The 18,963-nt window shown below is 74.4% G+C and carries 21 protein-coding genes and 1 pseudogene; 12 read left to right on the forward strand and 10 right to left on the reverse strand.

Annotated elements, in window-relative coordinates:
• The first annotated feature begins 36 nt into the window (after window positions 1–36).
• On the forward strand, window positions 37–405 hold the full coding sequence (locus KZX45_RS12655) for a cupin domain-containing protein (RefSeq protein WP_248258106.1): 369 nt from the start codon (window positions 37–39) through the stop codon (window positions 403–405).
• A gap of 16 nt (window positions 406–421) precedes the next feature.
• On the opposite strand, the gene KZX45_RS12660 is transcribed toward KZX45_RS12655, so the two are convergent.
• A complete protein-coding gene (locus KZX45_RS12660) occupies window positions 422–907 on the reverse strand; it encodes an ester cyclase (protein WP_248258107.1) in 486 nt (161 codons plus the stop codon).
• Between the two features lie 69 nt (window positions 908–976).
• Between KZX45_RS12660 and KZX45_RS12665 the strand changes: the two genes are divergently transcribed.
• The 3 genes and pseudogenes from KZX45_RS12665 to KZX45_RS19990 all read left to right on the forward strand — a co-directional run bounded on the left by KZX45_RS12665 (window position 977) and on the right by KZX45_RS19990 (window position 2,618).
• Window positions 977–1,648, forward strand: a complete 672-nt coding sequence (locus KZX45_RS12665; protein ID WP_248258108.1) for a TetR/AcrR family transcriptional regulator — start codon at window positions 977–979, stop codon at window positions 1,646–1,648.
• Window positions 1,649–1,809: 161 nt separating this feature from the next.
• Window positions 1,810–2,019: pseudogene (locus KZX45_RS20505) on the forward strand (NAD(P)H-binding protein); the annotation flags it as partial.
• Window positions 2,020–2,096: 77 nt separating this feature from the next.
• Window positions 2,097–2,618 carry a hypothetical protein gene (locus tag KZX45_RS19990; RefSeq protein ID WP_308221745.1) on the forward strand — a complete coding sequence of 174 codons (522 nt, stop codon included), beginning with the start codon at window positions 2,097–2,099 and terminating at the stop codon, window positions 2,616–2,618.
• 86 nt (window positions 2,619–2,704) lie between these two features.
• On the opposite strand, the gene KZX45_RS12675 is transcribed toward KZX45_RS19990, so the two are convergent.
• Entirely contained in the window at window positions 2,705–5,230 is a 2,526-nt protein-coding gene (locus tag KZX45_RS12675) for an MMPL family transporter (protein ID WP_248258109.1), read from the reverse strand.
• Between the two features lie 127 nt (window positions 5,231–5,357).
• On the opposite strand from KZX45_RS12675, the gene KZX45_RS12680 reads away from it, so the two are divergent.
• Window positions 5,358–6,059 carry a TetR/AcrR family transcriptional regulator gene (locus KZX45_RS12680; RefSeq protein ID WP_248258110.1) on the forward strand — a complete coding sequence of 234 codons (702 nt, stop codon included), beginning with the start codon at window positions 5,358–5,360 and terminating at the stop codon, window positions 6,057–6,059.
• 47 nt (window positions 6,060–6,106) lie between these two features.
• On the opposite strand, the gene KZX45_RS12685 is transcribed toward KZX45_RS12680, so the two are convergent.
• Window positions 6,107–6,640 (reverse strand): hypothetical protein, encoded by a 534-nt coding sequence (locus tag KZX45_RS12685; protein WP_248258111.1) that lies wholly within the window; start codon window positions 6,638–6,640, stop codon window positions 6,107–6,109.
• A gap of 150 nt (window positions 6,641–6,790) precedes the next feature.
• Between KZX45_RS12685 and KZX45_RS12690 the strand changes: the two genes are divergently transcribed.
• From KZX45_RS12690 to KZX45_RS12705, 4 genes are all read left to right on the forward strand, one after another.
• Window positions 6,791–7,903, forward strand: a complete 1,113-nt coding sequence (locus KZX45_RS12690; protein ID WP_248258112.1) for a sensor histidine kinase — start codon at window positions 6,791–6,793, stop codon at window positions 7,901–7,903.
• Complete coding sequence (locus KZX45_RS12695; protein ID WP_248258113.1) at window positions 7,900–8,562, forward strand: response regulator transcription factor; 663 nt, start codon at window positions 7,900–7,902, stop codon at window positions 8,560–8,562. Before KZX45_RS12690 ends, KZX45_RS12695 begins: the two co-directional genes overlap by 4 nt.
• Before the next feature lie 94 nt (window positions 8,563–8,656).
• The gene (locus tag KZX45_RS12700; RefSeq protein ID WP_248258114.1) at window positions 8,657–10,036 is read left to right on the forward strand and encodes a DJ-1/PfpI family protein; all 1,380 of its coding nucleotides are present in this window, start codon (window positions 8,657–8,659) and stop codon (window positions 10,034–10,036) included.
• Window positions 10,033–10,491 carry a hypothetical protein gene (locus tag KZX45_RS12705; protein ID WP_248258115.1) on the forward strand — a complete coding sequence of 153 codons (459 nt, stop codon included), beginning with the start codon at window positions 10,033–10,035 and terminating at the stop codon, window positions 10,489–10,491. The genes KZX45_RS12700 and KZX45_RS12705 overlap by 4 nt, the downstream gene beginning before the upstream one ends.
• Before the next feature lie 105 nt (window positions 10,492–10,596).
• Here KZX45_RS12705 and KZX45_RS12710 read toward each other — a convergent pair whose 3' ends face one another.
• From KZX45_RS12710 to KZX45_RS20315, 3 genes are all read right to left on the reverse strand, one after another.
• A complete protein-coding gene (locus KZX45_RS12710) occupies window positions 10,597–11,022 on the reverse strand; it encodes a VOC family protein (protein WP_248258116.1) in 426 nt (141 codons plus the stop codon).
• 54 nt (window positions 11,023–11,076) lie between these two features.
• Window positions 11,077–11,496: an AraC family transcriptional regulator gene (locus KZX45_RS12715; protein WP_248258117.1), complete on the reverse strand. Its 420-nt coding sequence runs from the start codon at window positions 11,494–11,496 to the stop codon at window positions 11,077–11,079.
• Between the two features lie 139 nt (window positions 11,497–11,635).
• Window positions 11,636–12,079, reverse strand: coding sequence for a nitroreductase family deazaflavin-dependent oxidoreductase (locus KZX45_RS20315; protein ID WP_248258118.1), 444 nt, complete (start codon window positions 12,077–12,079; stop codon window positions 11,636–11,638).
• Window positions 12,080–12,290: 211 nt separating this feature from the next.
• Between KZX45_RS20315 and fucP the strand changes: the two genes are divergently transcribed.
• A complete protein-coding gene (fucP, locus tag KZX45_RS12725; RefSeq protein ID WP_248258119.1) occupies window positions 12,291–13,580 on the forward strand; it encodes an L-fucose:H+ symporter permease in 1,290 nt (429 codons plus the stop codon).
• Window positions 13,581–13,585: 5 nt separating this feature from the next.
• Complete coding sequence (locus tag KZX45_RS12730) at window positions 13,586–14,602, forward strand: substrate-binding domain-containing protein (RefSeq protein ID WP_248258120.1); 1,017 nt, start codon at window positions 13,586–13,588, stop codon at window positions 14,600–14,602.
• A 4-nt stretch (window positions 14,603–14,606) separates the two neighbouring features.
• Here the strand turns inward: KZX45_RS12730 and KZX45_RS12735 are convergent, their stop codons facing one another.
• The gene (locus KZX45_RS12735) at window positions 14,607–14,795 is read right to left on the reverse strand and encodes a hypothetical protein (protein ID WP_248258121.1); all 189 of its coding nucleotides are present in this window, start codon (window positions 14,793–14,795) and stop codon (window positions 14,607–14,609) included.
• A 77-nt stretch (window positions 14,796–14,872) separates the two neighbouring features.
• On the opposite strand from KZX45_RS12735, the gene KZX45_RS12740 reads away from it, so the two are divergent.
• Window positions 14,873–15,781: a LysR family transcriptional regulator gene (locus KZX45_RS12740; protein ID WP_248258122.1), complete on the forward strand. Its 909-nt coding sequence runs from the start codon at window positions 14,873–14,875 to the stop codon at window positions 15,779–15,781.
• Window positions 15,782–15,787: 6 nt separating this feature from the next.
• On the opposite strand, the gene KZX45_RS12745 is transcribed toward KZX45_RS12740, so the two are convergent.
• The 3 genes from KZX45_RS12745 to KZX45_RS12755 all read right to left on the reverse strand — a co-directional run bounded on the left by KZX45_RS12745 (window position 15,788) and on the right by KZX45_RS12755 (window position 18,862).
• Complete coding sequence (locus tag KZX45_RS12745) at window positions 15,788–16,825, reverse strand: ScyD/ScyE family protein (RefSeq protein ID WP_248258123.1); 1,038 nt, start codon at window positions 16,823–16,825, stop codon at window positions 15,788–15,790.
• Between the two features lie 165 nt (window positions 16,826–16,990).
• Window positions 16,991–18,415 (reverse strand): wax ester/triacylglycerol synthase domain-containing protein, encoded by a 1,425-nt coding sequence (locus KZX45_RS12750; RefSeq protein WP_248258124.1) that lies wholly within the window; start codon window positions 18,413–18,415, stop codon window positions 16,991–16,993.
• Window positions 18,416–18,427: 12 nt separating this feature from the next.
• Window positions 18,428–18,862, reverse strand: coding sequence for an ATP-binding protein (locus KZX45_RS12755; RefSeq protein ID WP_248258125.1), 435 nt, complete (start codon window positions 18,860–18,862; stop codon window positions 18,428–18,430).
• Between the last annotated feature and the right edge of the window lie 101 nt (window positions 18,863–18,963).

Consider the following 18,963-nt stretch of genomic DNA (forward strand, 5'->3'; position numbering starts at 1 on the left):
GGACACTAGCCCCACCTACTCCGGAAGAAGTGCCCCATGGCCCGCGTCGAGACCAAGAACTTCAGCTCGCCCGACGAGACACGCGAGTTCAAGGGAAAGGGCAGGGCGCAGGTCGTCGTCGTCAACGGCCGCTCGGTCAGCAAGAGCACCTTCGAGCCCGGCTGGAAGTGGTCGGTGAACCTCAAGCCGATCGCCCAGACCGAGTTGTGCCAGGTCGAGCACTTCGGCTACGTCGTCTCCGGCAGGATGCGGGTCATCATGGCGGACGGCTCCCAGTTCGAGGCCGGCCCCGACGATCTGTTCTCGCTCCCGCCGGGCCACGACGCCGAGGTGATCGGCGACGAGCCGTGCGTCCTGGTCGACTTCGGTCAGGTCGACACGTACGCGAAGGCACCCGGGGACTGAGGACGCCGGGAACTGATCACGACACACGCGCTCCCGGGCTCGTGGCCGCGGGAGCCGCGGGAGCCGCGGGAGCCGCGGGAGCCGCGGGAGCCTCGGCCGCGGTGAGCTGACGCATGAGGGACGCGTCGTCGCGCACCGCCCAGTGCTCGACGGCCCGGCCGTCTCGCATCCGCAGCAGGTGTATCTGCCGGTAGCTGAAGGTGTTGCCGCTCGGTGCCAGGTCGAAGAACGGACCCGTGTGACGGCCGCTGTGGGTGCAGTGGAGGGCGACCATCTCGCCCTCCGCCACCACGTGGTGGACCGTCCAGGACTGCTCCGAGAACGCCCTCCCGAGCATGTGCATGAAGGGCGACACGCTCGGCAGGCCGGGCGGCGTCCCCGGGGGCGCCTCGTGGTTGACGAAGTCCGGGCTGACCAGCTCGGCGAGCGCGGCGTCGTCCTGCACGGGGAACACCTCCTCGAGAACGCGGCGAGCAGCCTTCTTCATCGCTTCGGTGTCCATCGCTCCTCCTTCGGAGCACCGCGGCCGGGAGTCGGCCGCGAGTTATTGGTGCCAGTATCATTCCTCCCAATGTCCGACAGTACAAGACCCCGCCGCCGCTACGACGCGCCTGTGCGTCGCGAGCGGGCGGCGCGCACCCGCGCCGCGGTCGTCGAGGCCGCCGCCCGGGTCTTCGTGGAGCGCGGGTACGCCGGCGCGACCATGGTGCAGATCGCGGCGGAGGCGGGCGTAGCCGTCGAGACCGTCTACCGCTCGGCCGACGGGAAGGCCGCGCTGCTGGAGGCCGCGGTGCAGGCGGCTCTCGCCGGCGGCGCCGAACGCGCCAGTATTCGGGTGGAGGACCGCCCGGGGATCCGCCGGGTGATCGGGGAGCAGGACCCGCGCCGCCAGCTCTGGCTCTACGCCTCCACCCAGCCGGGCGTGTGGAGCAGGGCCGGTGACCTCCTGCGGGTTCTCGACGCCGCCGCCAGCAGCGAGCCCCAGCTAGCGGCGTTGCGCCTGGCACACGACCGCCAGCGGCACGACGGCCTGCTGCGGTTCGCGAGGCTGCTCGGCGAGCGCGGGCACCTGCGCGAGGGGATGTCGGCGGAACGAGCCGCGGACATCCTGTGGACCGTCTGCGCGCAGGCCAACTACGACAGCCTGGTACGCGCGTGCGGGTGGAGTCACGACGAGTACCGCACGTGGCTGGCAGACACCCTCGCCGGGGCGCTGCTCGGCACAGGCACCAGCTCCGCCTGACCACCTGTCCCGGCCCATAGCCACGGCGCTCCTCGGCGTGGTCTCCTTGACCTTGTGAGCTCCGGCCGACCGGCCGAGGCCTCGAACCCGGCAGAGCGGTCGCGGCGAGCGACCCGCACCGCCGCCGAGAACCCTCGCCGTGGAGCGCCATGATCACCGTGATGGCTGGTTCGGGTCAGTTCGGCCGCCTGGTCGTGGATCGCCTGCTCGAGCGGGTCCCCGCGGGCGAGGTCGCCGTCGCCGTGCGTGACACGGGCAGGGCCGCGGACCTCGCCGCTCGTGGGGTAGCGGTGCGCCACGGCGACTTCGACGACCCGGTCAGCCTCCGCTCGGCCTTCGCCGGCACCGACGTCCTCCTGTTCATCTCGGGGCCGTCTGAGGAGCCGGGTGCGAGGGTGCCCAGCACCGCAACGTCGTCGACGCGGCGGTCGCCGCGGGCGTCGGCTCGATCGTCTACACGAGCGGGCTGGGTGCGGACTTCGTCGAGGACGGGCTGCTGGGCGAGCACCACGCCACCGAGCAGGCGATTCGCGACAGCGGGCTGCCGCACACCTTCCTGCGGCACCCCATCTACTCGGACTTCTTCTTCCACCCGGGCCTGTGGGCGGCGATCGAGGCCGGCGAGCTCACCGGCAGCGTCGGCGCCCGGGGCCTGAACACCGCCGGCCGGGCCGACCTCGCGGAGGCCGCCGCCAACGTGCTGACGGACGGCGACCACCGCGGCACCGCCTACGACCTCACCGGGCCGAGGTGGACCTACCCCGAGCTGGCCGCGGTGCTGGGCGAGCTCGGCGGGCGCACGGTCTCCTACCGGGAGGTGGAGGACGACGACGGCATCCTGGCGATGATCGGTCCCGCCGTCCGCGCGGGTGCCTTCGAGCGGCAGACGGGCGACCTCGCCCGTGTGCTGCGGCGTCCCCCCACGAGCCTGGGGAGCGCCGTCGCCGCCGCGCTCGGTGCCCGGGACTGAGCGGTCCCCGGCCCGGCAGACCCTGCCCACCGCCGTCCCGGCCCACCTCCGGCCGGCCCCCCGTGCGTCCGGCGACCGCCGGGCCCCTACCGGACCGTCACGGCCTCGCCCGCCGGCTCCGCCTCGTGCTGGTGGTGCCGCCGCTCCAGCGCGGCTCCCTCCACGTCGACGTCGGGCAGGAGGCGGTCGAGCCAGCGCGGGAGCCACCAGGCCCGGTCGCCGGCGAGGTGCATGAGCGCCGGCACGATGAGCATGCGCACGACGAAGGCGTCGAGCAGCACACCGAAGGCGAGGCCGAAGCCGATCGGCCGGATCATCGCCAGGTGGGAGAACATGAACCCGCCGAAGACGGAGATCATGATGATCGCCGCCGCCGTGACCACTGCGCGGCCGGCGCGGCGCCCCTCGATCACGGCCTCGCGCGCGGGCGTGCCGTGCACGTACGCCTCCCGCATCCCGGAGACGAGGAAGAGCTGGTAGTCCATGGCGAGCCCGAACAGCACGCCGATGAGGATCGTGGGCAGGAAGCTCAGCACCGGCCCGGGCGTGTGGACCCCGAAGATCTCGCCCAGCCAGCCCCACTGGTAGATGGCGGTGACACCGCCGAACGCCGCGAACACGGACAGGATGAACCCGCCGGTGGCGATGAGCGGCACGAGGATCGAGCGGAACACCAGCACGAGGATGATCAGCGACAGCCCGATGACCAGGCCGAGGTAGGCCGGCAGCGCGTCGGAGAGCTTCTCGGAGATGTCGATGTTGCCGCTGGCCGCGCCGGCGACAGCCAGCTCGACGTCGGGCTCACCGTCGACGTCGAGCCCGCGCAGGGTGTGGACCAGCGCCTCGGTGGACTCGCTGCTCGGGCCGTCGGCGGGGACCACCTGGAACGCGGCGAGCGTCGCGTCCTCGGAGGTCCCGACGGGGGCGACCGCGTCGACGTCGTCGAGGGCGAGGATCTGCCGGCCGACGGCGACCTGGAGCGCGGCCACCTCGGCGTCGTCGGTTCCGGCGGGGAGCTCGGCGACGACGAGCAGCGGGCCGTTCTGGCCGGCGCCGAACTTCTCATCGACCACGGAGTAGGCCTCGTACTGGGTGGAGTCCTGCGGCTCGGCGGAGCCGTCCGGCAGGCCGAGGCGCATGTCGAGCGCGGGCAGGGCGATCACGACGAGCGCGGCGATACCCACGACCAGCGAGAGGATCGCGGCGCCGGTGGACATCGCCCGGGCCGGCCGCCGGACGTGCGTGGGGGCGCCGTGGTGCCGCTGGCGGCGGGGCAGGACCCGGTGGCCGACGAGCCCGAGGAGGGCGGGCATGAGGGTGACGGCGACGAGGACGGCGATCGCCACGCAGGCCGCGGCGACCGTGCCCATCAGTCCCAGGAACCCGATGCCGGTGACGTTGAGGGCGAGCAGCGCGATGAGGACCGTCAGCCCGGCGAAGACGACGGCGTTGCCGGAGGTGCCGGTGGCGAGCCCGATGGACTCGTGCAGCTCGAGGCCCTCGCGCAGCTGGCGCCGGTGGCGGTTGAGGATGAACAGGGAGTAGTCGATGCCGACGGCGAGGCCGAGCATGAGGCCGAGGACCGGTGTCACGCTGATCATCTCGATCGTGCCGGACAGCGCCAGCGCCCCGAGGGAGCCGACGGCCACGCCGATGAGGGCGGAGAGGATGGGCAGCCCGGCGGCCACGAGCGAGCCGAGCATGATGATGAGGACGGCGACGGCGACCGCCAGGCCGATGGCCTCGGCGGCGCCGGCGATGCTGTCGATGCTCTGGGTGATCTCGGCGGAGTAGTCCACCTCGACGCCGTCGACCGGGTTGCCCTCGAAGGCAGCCTCGATGCCCACCTTCGTCTCGGTGGGCACCTCGTAGAGCGGGTCGTCGAACTGCACGACCGCCGTGGCGGCGGAGCCGTCGTCGGACACCGTGCTGACGCCGCTCGCCAGGGCGAGCTGCTCGGCGCCGAGCTCGAGCTCGGCACTGCCGGCCTCGAGCTCCGCGCGCTGCGTCTCCAGTTCGGCGGCCCCCGTCTCCAGCTCGGTGCGGGCGGCGTCGAGCTGGGCCTGCTGGGCGTCGAGCTGGGGCTGCGCCTGGGCCAGGAGGCCGGCGGCCTCGGCCTGGGCGCGGGCGGCGTCGAGCTCGGCCTGCCCGGCGTCCAGCTGCGCGCGGGCGGCGTCGAGCTGCTCCTCGCCGGCGGCGATTCGCTCCCGGCCGGCCGCGATCTGCGCGCGCCCCTCGGCGAGCTGCGCCTCCTGGTCCGCGAGCTGGGTCCGCACCGCGAAGGGGTCGACGACGGAGCGGACGCCCTCGACGTCGGACACCTCGGCGAAGACGTCGGTGAGCGCGTCCCGCTGGGCGTCGGTGAACGCGGCCCCGTCGGCGGTGTGGAGGACGACGATGCCCGTGCCGCCGGCGGCGTCGGGGAACTCGGCCTGGAGCCGGTCGGTGACCTCCGCCGTCGGAGTTCCGGGGATGGTGATGGCGGTGCTGAGCGTGCCGCCGAAGGTGGCGAACGCGGCGCCGACCGCGACCAGCACCACGAGCCAGGCCGAGACGACGAGCCAGGCGCGGCGGGCGGCGAACCTGCCGAGCCGGTAGAGCAGTTCTGCCATGGAGGACTCCTGGGATGCGGGCGCGGGCGGTGCTGGCCTCGGCTAAGCGGATTCGGTCTATCCGGTTCCGTACCGTACCCAGGTAACCGGATAAGGCGCATCCACATGCATCCGTATGCTTCGTCACATGAGCAGCGACGGCGGAGCCGCGGACGAGAGGGCTCCGGGCGGGCGGCCGGCAGGCGCCCCGGCCGAGCGGCCGCTGCGCCGGGACGCCGAGGAGAACCGGCTGCGCATCATCCGCGCCGCCCGAGAGGTCTTCGCCGCCCAGGGCCTCGGGGTGGGGTTCAACGACATCGCCCGTCACGCCGGCGTGGGGGTCGGGACGGTGTACCGGCGGTTCCCGGACAGGGCCACGCTCGTCCGGGAGGCGCTGCAGGGCGAGGTCGCCCAGATCCTCGCGGTCGCCGACGAGGCGCTGGCCGCCGAGCCGGCCTGGGACGGGCTGATGCTGCTGATCGGGCACGTGGCGGACCTGCTCGCCGCGAACCTCGGGCTGCGCGACGTCGCGCTCGGGCCGGGCCAGCTCTCGGAGGATTTCGACGACGTGGCGGAGCGGGTCGCCCGCCACGTCGAGGAGCTCCTGGAGCGGGCCAAGGACGAGGGGGCCGTGCGGCCAGACGCCACCCCGCAGGACCTGACGATGATGTTCCTGATGATCACGGAGCTCGCCATGCACGCGACGGCGTCGAACCCGCGGGCCTACCGGCGCTACCTGGCGATCTTCACCGACGGGCTCCGGGTCACCGGCTCGGACGCCCCGCTCCCCGACCGGCTCGGCGAGGCGGACGCGGAGGACGTGGCGCGGCGCTGGACGTCGCGGGGCTGAGCGGGGTCGCGGGGCTGAGCCGGGCGCCTCCCCGGGGAACGCTCTGGTTACCGCTGCCCCGTGGGGAGCCCCTCGGCGCGGAGCCGCTCGGCGTGGGAGCGCAGCTCGCGCAGCACCCAGGAGCCCAGCCCGCCCAGGACGGCCGCCGCGCCCAGCGCGAACACTCCGGCGAAGAGGGCGAGCTCGCAGAACAGGGTGCAGCCCGCGTCACGGGAGCCGGCGGCGACCCAGCTCAGCCCGGCCAGGCCCAGCGCCATGGAGACGGCGAGGAGAGGCCACAGCCACCGGGACGCCCCGTGCGCCCGGGACGCCCGGGTGGCGGAGACCAGGGCGGCCACGGGCCACGCGGGCAGGGTGGCGGCGGCGAGCGCCACGGCGGCTCCCGCGGCGGCGCCGCTTCTGAGGAGGTCCTCGGCCATGAGACCGAGGAGGCCGAGGACCGCGAGCGCCACGAGGCAGGTGAGCAGCACGAGCAGCGTGCCGGCCACCTGGAGCGACCGCGGGAGGGCGACCCGGCCGCCGTCGTCGGCCGTCACCGGGCCCCCGCCCGCCCCGGCGACGGCGACGGCGACGCCCACCACGACGTCGACCGGACTTTCGGACGGGGAACCTTCACAGGCGCATGCTCCCAGCGTCCCGGCACCGCCGTCCCGCGAACGAGCCGCGAGCGCGGCGCGCGCCCGGACCCGAGCTGTTGACGCCGGCGATCGCGGCGCACCACAGTGACCGGTGTGACGCGGGCGCTGGTGCTCCTGACCTGCGGCGCGCTGCTCACGCTCGTCGTCGAGGTGACCGACACCTTCCGGCGGCCGTGGCAGGAGCCGTGGGCGCTCGTGCTCGCCGGCGCGTTCACGCTGGTCGCCACGGTCGGCTTCGCCTGGGTGCGCGGCCGCGGCCGCGCCTGGGCGGCCGCCTACGTGGCGGGGCAGCTCGTGCTCGGCATGGTCATGTTCGGCGCCGCTCACCTGGAGGTGGGCGCGACGCTGCTCATGGTCGTCCTCGTCATGCAGGCCGTGGTGCTGCTCGGGCTTCCCGCGGGCGTCGTCGTGGCCGCCGTGGTTCCGCTCGGGCACCTCGGCATGTCCGCCCCGGAGGGGCTGCGGGCGGGGCTCGGCACGCTGGCCGCGGTGGTCTTCGGGCTGGTGCTGGCCGAGCTGCTGGTGCGGGAGCAGCGGGCACGGGACCAGCTGGCGGAGGCGCACGCCCAGCTGCGCGGGTACGCGGCGCAGGCGGAGCAGCTGGCGACGACGCAGGAGCGCAACCGCCTGGCCCGCGACATCCACGACGGCCTCGGCCATCACCTCACGGTCGTGCAGATGCAGCTCCAGGCCGCCCGGGCGGTCCTCGCGTCGGACTCCGCCCGCACCGAGGAGCTGCTCGCGAAGGCGCAGGGCCAGGCGGAGGCGGCCCTGGCGGAGGTGCGCCGGTCGGTCTCTGCGCTGCGCGAACCGGGCACCGCGCGCCCCCTGCCGGACAGTCTCCGCGGGTTGACGGAGGAGGCGTCCGCGGCCGGCGTCCCGGCCGAGCTGCAGGTCGCCGGGCCCGCCCGTCCGCTGCCGGCCGAGGCCGAGGAGGCGTTGTTCCGTGCCGCCCAGGAGGGGCTGACCAACGTGCGCAAGCACGCCCGGGCGAGCCGGGCCAGCGTCGTCCTGGACTACCGCGACCCGGCCGCCGTCGCCGTCGAGGTCCGCGACGACGGCGTGGGCGCCGACCCCCGCGCGGGAACCCCGCTCGGCTTCGGGCTCCTCGGCGCCCAGGAGCGGGCGGAAAGGTTGGGCGGACGGCTTCGCGTGGACTCCGCGCCCGGGCGCGGCCTGACGCTGCGGGTGGAGGTGCCCGGGTGAGCGCCGCGGGCCCGGTTCGGGTGCTCGTCGTCGACGACCAGGCGCTGTTCCGGGAAGCCCTCGCCACCCTGCTGTCCGTCCGGGACGAGATCGAGGTGGTCGGCGAGGCCGGCGACGGGCTGGAGGCGGTCCGGCTCGCGGCGGCCCTCTCCCCCGACGTCGTCCTGATGGACCTGCGGATGCCGGTGCTCGACGGGATCGGCGCGACCCGACGGCTGCACGTGGACCAGCCCGCGGTCCGGGTGCTCGCGCTGACCACCTTCGACGAGGACGAGGAGGTCTTCGCCGCCCTGCGCGCCGGCGCCCTCGGGTACCTGCTCAAGGACGTCTCCGCCGACCGGCTGGTCGAGGCCGTGCTCGCGGCGGCGCGCGGCGAGTCGGTGCTCCAGCCGTCGGTCGCCGCCAAGGTCGTCGCGCGGTTCGCCCAGCTGGACGACACCCCGGCGCCCGCCCAGCCGCTCGCCGTCCCGCTGAGCGACCGGGAGCTGGAGGTCGTCCGCCTGGTGGCGCGGGGCCGGAGCAACCGGGAGATCGCCGCGGAGCTCTACCTCGCGGAGGGCACGGTGAAGAACCACGTCACGAACGTGCTCCTCAAGCTCGAGGCGCGGGACCGGACGCAGGCGGCGCTGCGTGCCCGGGCGCTGGGGCTGCTGGAGTAGCCGGGCACACGGGCCAGGGGTCACGCCGAGGTCGTGACCCCCGGCATGACGTTCGGCACCTGGCACCGGCGGCGTACGCGCGCACCTTGGAGCCATGAACCGATCGATCCGCATCCTCGCCCTGGTTCTCGCCGCGCTGCTCCTGCCCGCAGGGGTCGGGGTCGTCCGCGCCCTGGCCGCCGTCGAGCGCCAGTACGCGCCCCTCGACCCGCCCGCCGTCGTCGAACCCGCCGACGGCGGTCGCCCGCACGATCCCGGCCGGCCCACCGCCGTCGTGGTCCTCGGCGCGAACGGCGCCGAGGTCTCCGACGTCCTCGCCCCCTACGAGGTCCTCGCGACCTCCGGGGCGTTCAACGTCTACACCGTCGCCCCCGGGCGTGAGGTCCTGCCGCTGACCGGCGGCCTGCACCTGGCCCCGGACCTGACCTTCGCCGAGCTCCGTGACCGGCTGGGTGCGCCGCCCGACGTCGTCGTGGTCCCCGCCATGCCCGACGTCGGCGAGCCGGACGCGGAGCCGGTCTCCGCCTGGCTGCGGGAGCAGTCGGCGGGCGGGTCGCTCCTGGTGAGCGTCTGCAACGGCGCGGAGGTGCTCGCGGCGGCGGGCCTCCTCGACGGGCGCGACGCCACCTCGCACTTCGCGCGGCTCGACGCCCTGGAGCGCCGGTACCCGGAGGTGAGCTGGCGGCGCGGCACCCGCTACGTCGACGACGGCGAGGTCATCTCCACCGGCGGCCTGCTGTCGAACATCGACGGCTCGCTGCGGGTGGTGGAGCGGCTCGCCGGCGCGGACGTCGCCAGCCGGACCGCCGACGAGATCGGCTGGGACCACTACTCCCCCGGCGCGCCGGCCGCGCTGCCTGTGCAGCAGCTGGGCCCGGGCGCCGTGATCTTCCCGGTCAACGCGGCCTACCGCACCACCGATCTGGGCGTGGTGCTCACCGACGGCGTCGGCGAGCTCGAGCTCGCCTCGGTCTTCGACACCTACAGCGGGCAGTCCCTCGCCGCGCGCACGGTCGCGGTGACGGTGGCCGACGACGTCGTGACGTCCCGGCACGGACTCCGCTTCGTGCCGGTGGCGGACCTCGACCGGGTCGGGGGCCTCGACCGCCTCCTGGTGCCCGGCGCCGACGCCGCGGGCCGTCGCGACCCCGACCTGGCCGCCCGGGCCGACGCCCTCGGGCTCGCGCCGGAGTACGTGCACGCCGAGGCCGGCTTCCCGTTCGAGGCCACCCTGCGCGACCTGGCCCGCACCACAGACCGGCCCACCGCCCGCTGGGCCGCCAAGGTGCTGGAGTACCCGGTCGACGGCCTCCGGCTCACCGGCCCGTCCTGGCCCTGGTCCGTGCTGGTCCTGCCGTCCCTTCTCACCCTCGCGGGGCTGGCCGTCGTCGCCGGCGTCGCGCTCACCGTCCGCCGACGGGCCCTCTGCCACCGGCTCCGCCCCACCGACCGTCTCACCTGGAGGTTGTCATGACCGTCGTCCGCACCGCCCACCCCCGCACCCCCCTCTCCGGCGCCACCCGCCCCGGAGTCCGCACGGCCCGCCGGAGCTGGCGCGCCACCGTCACCGACCGGCACTCCGTCCTCCACCTGCTGCAGATGGTGATCGCCATGGTCGCCGGGATGGTGGTGCTCATGCCGGTCGCGATGCTCCTCGACGACGGGGCCGGCGTCGAGGTCCGCGCCCTGCTGATGGCGACGACGATGACCGTCGGCATGACGGCGTGGATGGCGTTCCGCCGTCACAGCTGGGCCGCCATCGCCGAGATGGGCCTGGCGATGTACCTGTCCTTCGCCGTGCTGTTCCCGGTGCACTGGCTCGGCGTCCTCCCCGAGGCCGCGCTGATCACGCTCGGCCACGTCCTGATGCTGCCGGCGATGGCGGTGGCGATGCTGCGCCGCCGCGAGGAGTACCTCGGCGGACACTGAGGCGGGCGCCACCCCTGCACCGCGACCTGTGACAGCCCGGCGAGACGTCACGAACTCGTGACGTCTCGCCGGGCGGTTGACGTCTCGGTGCACCGGGCACAGAGGTCAGGTGGCGGCCGGGACGTCGGCGAGCTGGGCCACCCGGACGTGGTTGCCGAACGGGTCGCGCAGGCCGAAGTCGAGCCCGTAGGGCCGCGTGGTCGGCTCGTCGGTGATGTCGACCCCGCGCTCCACGAGCTGCTCGTACAGGGCCTGGGCGTCCTCGCAGGTGAAGAAGAGGTGCCCGCCGGCGGCGCCCTTGGTCACCAGGTCCCGGACCTGCTCGGCGGTGCGCTCGTCCATCGAGGGCGGGCCGGGCCGCTCCAGCAGGATCTTGTGGTTCGGGTCCCCGGGCACCGCCACGGTGAGCCAGCGCATGAACCCGAGGTCCTGGTCGTCGGAGACCTCGAGCCCGAGGGTGCCGACGTAGAAGTCGAGCGCCTCCTGCTGGTCAAGGACGTAGATCTGGCTGATGCGCAGTGACGTGATCATGACGCTCTCCTGGTCCGGGCCGCCCCGGGCGGGCGGCCGATGCGACGACGCTATTCAGCCCCGGCCGCTCGAGGCTTCTCCGAAACTGCTCGGTCTGCTCCACCGCTTGGTGAAGCAGGTCGGTACCGGCGCCGGCGGCGGTTCCGACCGGAACTCGCTCGGCGACCGGCCGACGATGTCGTGGAACGTGCGGCTGAACGAGCCGAGGCTGGTGAACCCGACGCTCATGCAGATGTCGGTGACGGACCGGTCCGTCTCCCGGAGCAGGTTCATCGCCCGCTCGACGCGCCGGCGCTGGAGGTAGCGGTGCGGGGTCTCGCCGAACGTCTCCTTGAACGTGCGGATGAAATGGGCCTCCGAGACCAGGGCGATGCGCGCGAGCGCCGGGATGTCGAGCGGTTCGGTGTAAGCACGGTCCATGGCGTCGCGGGCGCGCAGCAGCCTGCGGTTCGCCTGCTCCGACTCCCGGCTCACGCCGTCATCCAACACCCGCCGGCGGGCGTGCGACAGGGTGCGCGCAACCTCCGCGTGCCGGCGTGCGGCGGGAGCGGCGACGTCGGCGCTCCCGCTTCCGGTCAGGTCCCGAGCGACGCCCCGCCCGCCCGGTCCACGGTCAGCTCGATCGCTCCACGGTCGGCTCGATCAGCACGAGGGCGATCTCCCGGCTGGTGCGCGCCTGGTACCGGGCGTAACCCGGGTAGGCCGCCGTCACCTCAGGCCACAGCGCCCGGCGCTCGGCCGGAGCTGCCACCCGTGCCCGGGCCGCCCGGGCGGGCCCGCCGTGCAGCCGCACCTCCACCTCCGGCGTGTCCCGGAGGTTGAGCAGCCACGCCGGTGGGCGGTCGTCCCCGCCGCGGGAGGCGACGACGACGAACGCGTCGCCCGCCCGGGCCGGGGAGGTCAGCAGCACCCGGTGCGGGCGGCCGCTCCGCCGCCCGGTGGTGGTGAGCTCCAGCACCGGCATGCGACCGGCGTCCCAGCCGCTGCGCCCGCGGGTCAGGCCGATCCATGCCCGGTGCACGGCGTTCAGGGTCTTCAGGGTGAGGTCACGCGGCACGGGCCTGCTCCTCGTCGATCGCGGTTCACGTCCCGACCATACGAGCCGGGTCCTGCGGCCGCGCGCCCGCGGTTCCACGCGGACGAAGCCCGGGGCCGACCCCGTACGGGACCGCCTGATCTTGCGGGCACGCCCACCGTCCGTCACGCTTCCAGGACCGCGGAAGAGTCGGGGCGGCGTAGCCCCTGGAGCTCGAGAGGTGGTGGCCCGCGTGGCGACCAGTGCCGTGCCGGCGGCTCCGGCGTCGGGAAAGGCGCGGCTCGTCGAACGCGAGCTGGCCGTCCCGTTCATCCTGCTCGTGCTGTGCTTCGCCGCCTGGGGCGCCGCCGCGAACCTCACCGACGTCCTGGTCGGCGTGTTCCGCAGCATCTTCGACATGTCGAACTTCCAGTCCTCGCTGGTCCAGTTCGCCTACTACGGCGCCTACTTCACGCTCGCGCTGCCCGCCGCCTTCATCACCAGGCGGTTCGGCTACAAGGCGGGCGTGCTGACCGGGCTGGGTCTCGCGGCGGCCGGCGCCCTGCTCTTCATCCCGGCGAGCCAGGTGCTCGTCTACGAGTTCTTCCTCCTCGCCCTGTTCGTGCTTGCCGCCGGGCTCTCCATCCTCGAGACCTCAGCCAACCCGTTCGTCATCGCCATGGGGGACGAGAAGAGCGCGACGCAGCGGCTCAACCTGGCCCAGGCGTTCAACCCGATCGGCGCGAACATCGGCGTGCTCCTCGGCGCCCTGCTGATCCTGCCGCGCCTGACCTCGGAGGCGTCCAAGACGATCATGTCGCCCGAGGAGCTGCGGCAGAGTCAGGAGCGCGACCTCTCGCTCGTGCTCCAGCCCTACCTCGGCATCGCGGTCGTCCTCGTGCTGATCTGGCTGCTCATCGCGTTCCGGAAGATGCACCTGCCGACGGCGGTGGAGGTCGAGGCGGTGCCCGGCGGCAACGTCGCCGGCCGGCTCTGGAAGAACCGCCACTACCGCTACGGGGTGGCCGCCCAGTTCTTCAACGTCGCCGCCCAGACCTGCGTGTGGACCTTCACCATCCTGTACGCGCAGGACGTGGTCGGGCTCTCCGCCGAGGCCTCGGGCTGGTACCTGCAGGCGAGCCTGATCCTCTTCCTGGTCTCGCGCTTCGTGATGACCTGGCTGCTCGGGATCTTCCGCCCCACCCTGCTGCTGCTGATCATGGCGCTCTTCGGCGTCGCCTGCTGCCTGGTGGCGATGTTCTCGCTGAACATGCTCGGGCTCTACGCCGTGGTCGCGATCTCCGCGTCGCTGTCGCTGATGTTCCCCACCATCTACGGGGTGTCCCTGCGCGGGCTGGGCGACGACGCGAAGTTCGGCGCCGCGGGCCTCGTCATGGCCATCCTCGGCGGCGCCCTCCTGCCCATGGTGCACGCCGCGGTCATGGACACCCAGGGGGCGGCGCGGGGCTACGTGGTGCCCGGGGTGTGCCTGGCGCTCGTGGCCGCGTACGCGCTCTTCGATCTGCGCACCAGCCGGGAGTGAGGACGATGACGCAGCTTCGTCGCGGACGGTGGACGCGGTCCGGCGTGGTCGTCGTGGCCGCCGGCGTGCTCGCCCTGGGCGTCGCCGCCTGCGGAGCGGGCACCGAGCGCGTCACGGTCGGGCTCATCACCAAGCAGGAGACCAACCCGTACTGGGTCACGATGCGCGAGATCGCCCAGGACGAGGCAGGTGAGCACAACGTGGAGCTGCTGACCGCGACCGGGCAGAGCGACGTCGACGTGGAGAGCCAGATCGAGGCCCTGGAGCGGATGACCGCTGAGGGCGCGGACGGCATCCTCATCGCCCCCACCGACTCCGAGGCCGTGGTGCCCGCCATCGAGCAGGCCCGGGAGGCCGGGGTCATCGTGATCGCCGTGGACACGCCGACGGACCCGGCCGACGCCGTCGACGCCTTCTTCGGCACGAACAACCTGCGGGCCGGCGAGCTGATCGGCGCCTACGCCCAGGCGAGGGCCGACCGGGACGGGGTCGAGCCGCGGATCGCGATGCTCGACCTGGCGCCCGGGATCGAGTCCGGGGACCAGCGGCACGAGGGCTTCCTCGAGGGGTTCGGGATCCAGGACGACGACGAGCAGATCGTCGGTTCCGTGGAGACGCAGGGCGACGAGGAGCGGGCGCGCGCCGGCCTGGAGGAGCTCCTGACGGAGAACCCGGACATCAACGTGGTGTACACGGTCAACGAGCCCGCCGCCTTCGGGGCGATCGCGGCGCTCGAGGCGGCCGGGACGAGCATGGACGACGTCATCGTCGTCTCCGTCGACGGCGGCTGCGAGGCCGTCAAGAACGGCGTCCGGCCCGGTGACATCGACGCGACGGCCCAGCAGTTCCCGGAGAACATGGCCCGGGAGGGCGTGCGGGCGATCGCCCAGGCGGTGCGCGGCGAGGCCGAGCCGCCCAGCGGCTACCTCGACACCGGCGTCCGGCTCATCACCGGTGACCGGGTGCCGGGCGTCGAGTCCGAGGACGTGGCCTTCGGCGTGCGGAACTGCTGGGGCGACTAGCTCCTCAGCGCGTGGCGGTGACCACCGGCAGCGCGGTGGTCGACGCGCTGCGGGTGGCCGGGTAGGCCGCGATCTGGCGGGAGAGGGTCGAACGGTTCGCGCGGCGGGCGCGGACCCACTCGCGGACGGCGGCGAGCGGGCGGCCGACCGAGCGGGGCCCGGCGAGGGCGGTGGTCTGCGTCTGGGAGGTCATGCCTCCACTGTTCCCCGCCCAGGTCCATGCGTCCAATGTCTTCCTCGTATGCCACCCATGATCTAGCGTCATGGGTCATGGACACCCAGTCTTTGCGCTGGTTCCAGCTGGTGGCGGACGGCGTCACGGTCACCGAGGTCAGCGCGATGGAACGAACGTCACAGCCGGGCGTCTCCCGCGCGCTCGCCCGGCTCGAGGCGGAAGTGGGCACCCCGCTGCTGCGCCGCACCGGGCGCACGCTGCGGATGACCCACGCCGGCGTCGCGTTCAAGCACCACGTCGACGCGATGATGCACAGCCTCGACGACGGGCTGGCCGCCGTGCAGCAGCTCATCGACCCCGAGTCGGGCACCGTGACGCTCACCTTCGAGCCCTCGCTCGGCGGCTGGCTCGTCCCCGGGCTCGTCGCCGGGTTCCGGGCGCGCCACCCGCGGGTCCGCCTCGACCTCCGGCCCAAGCGCGACGAGCTGGCGACGGCCGTGCGCGCGCGGGGCGACGTCGACCTCGAGCTCTCCACGCTGCGCCCGACCGGCCGCGGGGTCGGCTGGCGCCGGCTCGGGCGCGAGCCGCTGCGCCTGGCCGTGGCCGGGGACCACCCGCTCGCGTCCCGCACGGAGGTGTCGCTGGGCGACGTCGCGGGCCTCGCGTTCGTCGCGACGCCCCCCACCTCGCAGCTGCGGCGGGCGAGCGACGAGCTGTGCGCCCGCGCGGGGTTCGAGCCGGACGTCGCGTTCGAGTGCGACGACCTGCCCACCCTGGCCGGCTACGTGGCGGCGGGGCTCGGCGTCGCCGTCGTCCCGGCGCTCGCCGCCGCCGCACCGGCGAGGGCGGGCGAGCGGCTCCGTCGCCTGCCGATCACCGACGCGGGCGCGGTGCGCGAGATCGGGATGGCGTGGTCGACGGAGCGCACGCTCCTGCCGGCCGCCGAGCTGTTCCGCGCCCACGTCCTGGGGCACGCGGGCGCCGAGCTCGTCACCGGCGGCTAGTCGTCGTCACCGGTCGCGGTGGCCGCCATGGTGCCGACGGTCGTCCCGTCCGTCGTGGTGCCGGCCCGGCAGGTCCACGGTCCACACCTCGCCGTCGAACGTGACCACGTAGGCGGTGCCGCGGACGATCTCGAACGACGTCGGCCGGTCCAGCTCGTCGGCGACGACGTCGAACCCGCCGTCGTCGACGCGGAGCAGCTCACCGGTGTCCGGCGACGCGGGCGACCCCTCCGGTCCGCCGAGCGGCCACACGCCCTGCGCCAGGGCGTAGAGCTGGCGGTGGCGTCCGAGCTCGACGTCCACCAGCAGCCGGCCGCCCGAGGCGACCTCGCGCGGCTCGGGCGAGCGCAGCCGGAAGGTGAGGACCCTGCCGTCCTCCGGCAGGTGCGGCACCGGCCCGGCCTCCGTCATCCAGACCCGGCGGCCGCGCGCCTCCAGGCCCGTGGGCACCGTGTTCCCGAAGGCGACCAGCACACGGATCTCGCCGTCGTCGCTGACGTGGAGCACACGGTTGAGATGACCGTCCGTGACCAGGAAGCCGCCACGCACGGCCTCGATCGCGTAGGGCACGCCGCTGGGGACGAAGAAGTCGGTGTCGGGCGGGTTGGCGACGTTGAAGGCGCCGAGGTCGGCGAGGACGCTCAGCTCGTGCGGGCCGTCGACCCGGTAGATGCCGACGACGTCCGAGCCGCCGACGTCCGCACCGACCAGACCGACGAGGACGTAGGCGACGCCGTGGCGGAAGACCACGTCCATCGCCCCGCCGGTGCCGACGGCGGGGATCATGGCCGGCAGCCCGTCCGCGAACGTGGTGGTGTCGCCGGTCTGGCGATCGATCCGGGTGATCTCACCGACGAGCGGCTCGGTGACGTACAGCGCCCCGTCGGGGCCGACGGTGCTGCCGGCGCCGCGGCCGAGACCGGCGACGAGCCGCTGGACCTCCGGGTCGTCCGCCCGGTCGCCGGCGGTCGAGGAGGCGGTGGGAATGATCGTGACGGCGAGGGTCGCACCGAGGAGCGCGGCCGTCCGTCGGAGGACGTTCATGAGGGTGTCTTTCTCGACGAGGGTTGCCGGACGAGGGTTACCAGATGACCGACTCGGCGGTGCATCCCGTCGGATCGGTGACGGCACGATCCAGCTCGGGGCCGCTCTGCCCCGGGCCTTCGAGGGTACGCCCGTGCGCGGGGCGCGTACATGCCGCCGGGCGACTCAGCGGGCCCCGAGCGCGTCCAGCGTCTCGGTCAGCCCGGCGGCGAAGACGTCCACGTCGGGCACGAGCCGCGCGTCGGCGACCACGTCGATCCCCAGCGTCCCGGCGTAGGACAGCACGCCCACGGAGATCCCGAGGTTCCCCTGGTTCTGCCCGAGCTGGAACAGCTCGAGCACCGGCGCCCCGGCGAACATCAGCGGCTCCGGCGGCCCGGGCAGGTTCGTCAGGAGCAGGTTGACCATCCGCTGCCGGCGCATGACCGCGACCATCCCGTGCCGCAGGAGCCGCCCGCCGGGCTGCATCGGTGGCCGGGACCGCTGCGCCGCGGTCGACGCCACGACCCGCTCGAGGCGGCGGACGGGGTCGGGCTCGCCCACCGGCACCGGGATCACCCGCACGCCGGTGCGGTTGCCGCCGGCGGTTTCCGCCGACGACGGCGGACCCGCCGCCCCGGCAACGGGAGCCGGGCCGGCTGTCGCGCCGGCCGTCGGGCCGCGCAGGGAGGCGATGACCGAGACCCGCAGCGTCAGCTCGTCCGTCAGCTCCCCACGTTCGGCGAGCAGGCGCCGCGCGCCGCCCCCGACGGCGGCGAGCACGACGTCGTTGACCTTCCCGCCGTGGGCGTGGGCGACGGCCTTCGTCCGCGCCAGGTCCGCCCGGGCGAGGACGATCCGGGTGGGCCCGCCGACCGGCCGGTTGAAGGACAGGGCGGGCGCCCGCCCGGCCCGCACGAGGTCCGCCACCTGCGCGACGCGGGCCGCGGTCAGGCCCGCGGCGGCCGCCCCCCACCGGGCGAGCGAGGCGCGGCCGGCCGGGGCCCGACCTCCCGGCGGCGCCCCGGCGGGTACGGCGGGGGGCCGGGAGCCGGCCTCGCCGTCGCCGGGCCGGGGTTCCGCACCCTGCCCGGGGTCCGGCGGTGCGGCCGAGGCTACGGGCGCCGGGTCCAGGAGCGAGCTGAGCAGCGCGAGGGAGGCGACGCCGTCGGCGATGACGTGATGGAGGCGGACGAGCAGCGCGACCCGCCCCTCCCCCAGCCCGGTGAGCAGCCACATCTCCCACAGCGGGTACCGCCGGTCCAGCGGTCGCTCGTTGAGGCGGCAGCACAGCTCGAGCAGCGCGGCCTCGTCCGCCGGCGCCGGCACCTGCTGGGTGCGGACGTGCCGGGTGAGGTCGACGGCGGCGGGCGCCGCCCAGTGCGGCCGCCCCCGCCCGCGCGGCGGCACCACGAGCCGCTGCCGCAGCCGTCGCGGCAGCCGCTCACCCACGAGCGCCCGCACCGCCCCCAGCCGCAGCTCGCCCGTGCTCGGGTCCAGCAGCGGGGCGCCGCCGAGGACGGCGAGCGCGGCCACGTGCATCGGCGCCCCGTGGGACTCGACGACGAGGTTGGTGACGTCGAGCGCGCTCAGCCGGTCCGCCGCGTCCAAGGCGCCCTCCTGCTACTGGCGGGGGAAGCGGGCCCAGACGTGCTTGGCCATGCCGTCCGGGTACCAGGCGACTTCCAGCGCGATGCGCTGGGCGATCTTCAGGCCGGCCCCGCCCTGGCCGAGCTCGCGGTGCTCGGCGATCAGGGGCGGGATGTCCGGGGCGTGGTCGATGACGTCGAGCACGAACTCCTCCGCGCCCACGAGCAGCTGCACCCGGGTGGGCGGCAGGGCGTGGGTGATGGCGTTCGTCGCCAGCTCGGACGCCACGAGCACCATCTGGTCGGCGATGCCGGTGAGGCCGCCGGAGTAGGAGGCGCCTTGGTCCAGGAGGGCCTGGGTCAGGTCCGCCCGGAACGAGGAGAGGTGCTCGGGGCGGTCGAGGAGCCAGTGAGCGACGACGTCGTAGGCCTCCGGCGGGTACGACTCGGTCGGCAGTCCGGGGTTCACGGGGCTCCTCAGCTCGGATGGTGACGCCTCATCGTCCAGGCAGCGGGACGGGGCGGCAACCGGACCGGCGGCGCGCTTGCATGACCCCGGGTCGCCACCCC

Source organism: Georgenia sp. EYE_87 (genome assembly GCF_023148685.1).
GTDB lineage: Bacteria > Actinomycetota > Actinomycetes > Actinomycetales > Actinomycetaceae > Georgenia.

Bases quoted from the DNA above. Each gene is read 5' to 3' on its own strand.
- KZX45_RS12655 (WP_248258106.1), top strand. From the start codon at position 37: ATGGCCCGCGTCGAGACCAAGAACTTCAGCTCGCCCGACGAGACACGC.
- KZX45_RS12660 (WP_248258107.1), bottom strand. From the start codon at position 907: ATGGACACCGAAGCGATGAAGAAGGCTGCTCGCCGCGTTCTCGAGGAG.
- KZX45_RS12665 (WP_248258108.1), top strand. From the start codon at position 977: ATGTCCGACAGTACAAGACCCCGCCGCCGCTACGACGCGCCTGTGCGT.
- KZX45_RS12675 (WP_248258109.1), bottom strand. From the start codon at position 5,230: ATGGCAGAACTGCTCTACCGGCTCGGCAGGTTCGCCGCCCGCCGCGCC.
- KZX45_RS12680 (WP_248258110.1), top strand. From the start codon at position 5,358: ATGAGCAGCGACGGCGGAGCCGCGGACGAGAGGGCTCCGGGCGGGCGG.
- KZX45_RS12700 (WP_248258114.1), top strand. From the start codon at position 8,657: ATGAACCGATCGATCCGCATCCTCGCCCTGGTTCTCGCCGCGCTGCTC.
- KZX45_RS12705 (WP_248258115.1), top strand. From the start codon at position 10,033: ATGACCGTCGTCCGCACCGCCCACCCCCGCACCCCCCTCTCCGGCGCC.
- KZX45_RS12710 (WP_248258116.1), bottom strand. From the start codon at position 11,022: ATGATCACGTCACTGCGCATCAGCCAGATCTACGTCCTTGACCAGCAG.
- KZX45_RS12730 (WP_248258120.1), top strand. From the start codon at position 13,586: ATGACGCAGCTTCGTCGCGGACGGTGGACGCGGTCCGGCGTGGTCGTC.
- KZX45_RS12735 (WP_248258121.1), bottom strand. From the start codon at position 14,795: ATGACCTCCCAGACGCAGACCACCGCCCTCGCCGGGCCCCGCTCGGTC.
- KZX45_RS12740 (WP_248258122.1), top strand. From the start codon at position 14,873: ATGGACACCCAGTCTTTGCGCTGGTTCCAGCTGGTGGCGGACGGCGTC.
- KZX45_RS12745 (WP_248258123.1), bottom strand. From the start codon at position 16,825: ATGAACGTCCTCCGACGGACGGCCGCGCTCCTCGGTGCGACCCTCGCC.